The following is a 2978-nucleotide window of genomic DNA, read 5'->3' as shown; positions in this document are numbered from 1 at the left end:
GCGCGCGAGCGCCGCCACGGAGCCCAGCAGTCGCCGAGCACGTGGATGGCCGCGCCTCGCACGTTGAGGTTCTCGCGGTCCGCCCCGCGCAGCAGCCAAAAGGCGGCGATGTTCACCAGCAGACCGGCGATCGCCACGCCGACCATGATCCCGCCGTCGACGTGAGGCGTGCCCATCAGCCGCTCGATCGCCTCGTAGACGATCCATCCCGCGATCACGAACAAGGCCAGACCATTGGTGAAGGCGATCAGCACCTGGAAGCGGTCGAAGCCGTAGGTGCGCTTCCAATCCGCCGGCCGCCGCGCCAGCCGGAAGGCGAACCAGGCGAGTGCCAGCGAGGCGAAGTCGGTGAGCATGTGACCGGCGTCGGCGATGAGCGCCAGCGAATCCGCGGCGATGCCGCCCACCACCTCCACGAACATGAAGCCGCCGGTGATGAGCGCGGCAAGCCCATGCGCCTTTCGTTCTTGGCGTTGACGTCGCCGGGACCGTGATCGTGTGAACCGTGCATCGTCCCGCCTCAGGCCATGGTCTTGCGCGGGTCGAGCGCGTCGCGCACGGCCTCGCCGACGAAGATCAGAAGGCTCAGCATCACGGCGATGACAAAGAACGCGGTCAAGCCGAGCCACGGGCGCTGAAGATTGTCTTTGCCTTGCGCCAGCAGTTCGCCGAGCGAAGGCGAGCCCGGCGGCAGGCCGAACCCGAGAAAGTCGAGCGAGGTCAGCGTGGTGATGGAGCCGTTCAGAATGAACGGCATGAAGGTCAGCGTCGCCACCATGGCGTTCGGCAGCAGATGCCGGAAAATGATCTTGAGATTGGGCAGTCCGAGCGCCCGCGCCGCGGTGACATATTCGAAGTTGCGTGCGCGCAGGAACTCCGCACGCACGACCCCCACCAGCGCCACCCAGGAGAAGGCGAGCAGGATGCCGAGCAGGATCCAGAAATTCGGCTCGATCACCGCCGCCACGATGATCAGCAAATAAAGCTGCGGCACGCTGGTCCAGATCTCGATGAAGCGCTGGAACAGGAGGTCGGTCCAGCCGCCGAAATAGCCCTGGACTGCTCCCGCGGCGACGCCGATGATTGAGGAGAACACCGTCAACACGAGCCCGAACAGCACGGAGATGCGGAAGCCGTAGATGATGCGGGCAACCACGTCGCGCCCCTGATCGTCCGTGCCGAGCCAGTTCCATTCGAGCGAGGCGTCGCAGGGGTGAAAGCCGCGCTCCACCGCAAGCGCGCAGTCCTTGTCCGTGAGCAGCCATGTGGGCTTCACCGGAAACGCCATTGGCGGGTTCTTGTTTTGGGTGTTGTAGGAGAAGCGGATCGGCGGCCACAGCATCCAGCCGCCGTTCTCGGTGATCAGCTCCTGCACCACGGGGTCGCGATAGTCGGCCTCCGTCTCGAACACGCCCCCGAAATCGGTCTCCGGATAGGCCTCGAAGATCGGCCAATAAAGCTGACCGCCATACTCGACGACAATCGGCTTGTCGTTGGCGATGAACTCGGCGCAAAGGCTGATGCCGAACAGCACGAGGAAGATCCACAGCGACCAGTAGCCGCGCCTGTTCGCCTTGAACGTCTGCCAGCGCCGCCGGTTGAGAGCTGAGAACCGGGGCCGCAGACGCGGGATACCTCCCGCGGCGACCTCCTCGGTGACGCTAACGTCGGTCGGTGCGTCCATCAGACCTCCCGCGTCTCGAAGTCGATGCGGGGATCGACCCACGTATAGGTGAGGTCGGAAAGCAGATTGATGAACAGGCCGAGCAGCGAGAAGATATAGACCGTGGCGAACACGACCGGATAGTCGCGGTTCACGATCGACTCGAAGCCGAGCAGGCCGAGCCCGTCGAGCGTAAAGATGGTCTCGATCAACAGCGAGCCGGCGAAAAACGCGCCGATGAACGCGCCGGGAAATCCGGCGATGACGATCAGCATGGCGTTGCGGAACACGTGTCCGTACAGCACCTGGTGTTCCGTAAGCCCCTTGGCCCGTGCCGTGATGACGTATTGCTTGCGGATCTCCTCCAGGAACGAGTTCTTGGTCAGGAACGTCGTGGTGGCGAAGGCCGCAAGCGCCATGGCGAACAGCGGCAGCACCAGATGCCAAAAATAGTCGAGGATCTTCTCGTACCAGGGGAGCGACCAGAAATCCTCCGACACCAGTCCGCGCAACGGGAAGATCTGCAAGAACGAACCGCCCGCGAACAGCACGATCAGGAACACGGCGACGAGGAAGCCGGGGATCGCGTAGCCGATGACGATGACGCTCGAGGTCCACACGTCGAAGCGCGTGCCGTCGCGCACGGCCTTCCGAATGCCAAGCGGAATTGAGATGGAGTAGGAGATCAGCGTCATCCACAAGCCGAGCGAGATCGACACGGGCATGCGCTCGGCGATCAGCTTCAGGACGCTGGTGTCGCGGAAATAGCTCTCGCCGAAATCGAAGCGCAGATAGTTCCAGATCATCATGCCGAAGCGTTCATGCGCCGGCTTGTCGAAGCCGAACTGCTTCTCGAGGCTGGCGATGAACTCCGGGTCCAAACCTTGCGCGCCGCGATATTTGGAGGGCGCGGCGGACACGTCGCCGGGCATGCCTTGCTGGCCGCCGCCGGTGCCCGAAAAATCGCCGCCGCCGCCGCTGAACTTGGCCGTGGCTCCCGGGTCGGTGCCGGCAAGCTGGGCGATCAGCCGCTCAACGGGTCCGCCCGGCGCGAACTGCACGATGATGAACGTCACCAGCATGATGCCGAGCATCGTCGGGATGATCAGAAGGATGCGCCGAAGGATATAGGCGGCCAATGTCGCTAGGTTTCCTGTTGCTCTTCGGTCCGGCCGCGGCCCCGCCTTGGCGGTCCGGATTTCGTGCCTGAGCCTGATGCTTACTGGATTCTGGCGGCAAGTGGAACCCGACACAGGGGGCTGGAATCATTGCAATCTGGTAAGGTCCGTTGGCGCTGATTGTGGGAAGGCGATGG

Annotated in this window: 3 protein-coding genes; all 3 read right to left on the bottom strand. The window is 63.6% G+C overall.

Going from position 1 to position 2978, the window contains the following annotated elements; genetic code table 11:
- Positions 1-422 (bottom strand): cation diffusion facilitator family transporter (locus AUC71_RS11740; RefSeq protein WP_244500924.1); only part of this gene is annotated, 422 nt, incomplete at its 3' end.
- Between the two features lie 98 nt (positions 423-520).
- Positions 521-1684 (bottom strand): ABC transporter permease, encoded by a 1164-nt coding sequence (locus tag AUC71_RS11735; RefSeq protein ID WP_069624413.1) that lies wholly within the window; start codon positions 1682-1684, stop codon positions 521-523.
- Positions 1684-2802, bottom strand: a complete 1119-nt coding sequence (locus AUC71_RS11730; RefSeq protein WP_069624412.1) for a microcin C ABC transporter permease YejB — start codon at positions 2800-2802, stop codon at positions 1684-1686. The genes AUC71_RS11735 and AUC71_RS11730 overlap by 1 nt, the downstream gene beginning before the upstream one ends.
- Positions 2803-2978 lie beyond the last annotated feature (176 nt).

This window comes from Methyloceanibacter marginalis (genome assembly GCF_001723295.1).
In the GTDB taxonomy this organism is placed as follows: Bacteria; Pseudomonadota; Alphaproteobacteria; order Rhizobiales; family Methyloligellaceae; genus Methyloceanibacter; species Methyloceanibacter marginalis.
The sequence above is the reverse complement of the archived record's forward strand: the minus strand, read 5'-3'. Positions and strand labels throughout refer to the sequence as shown.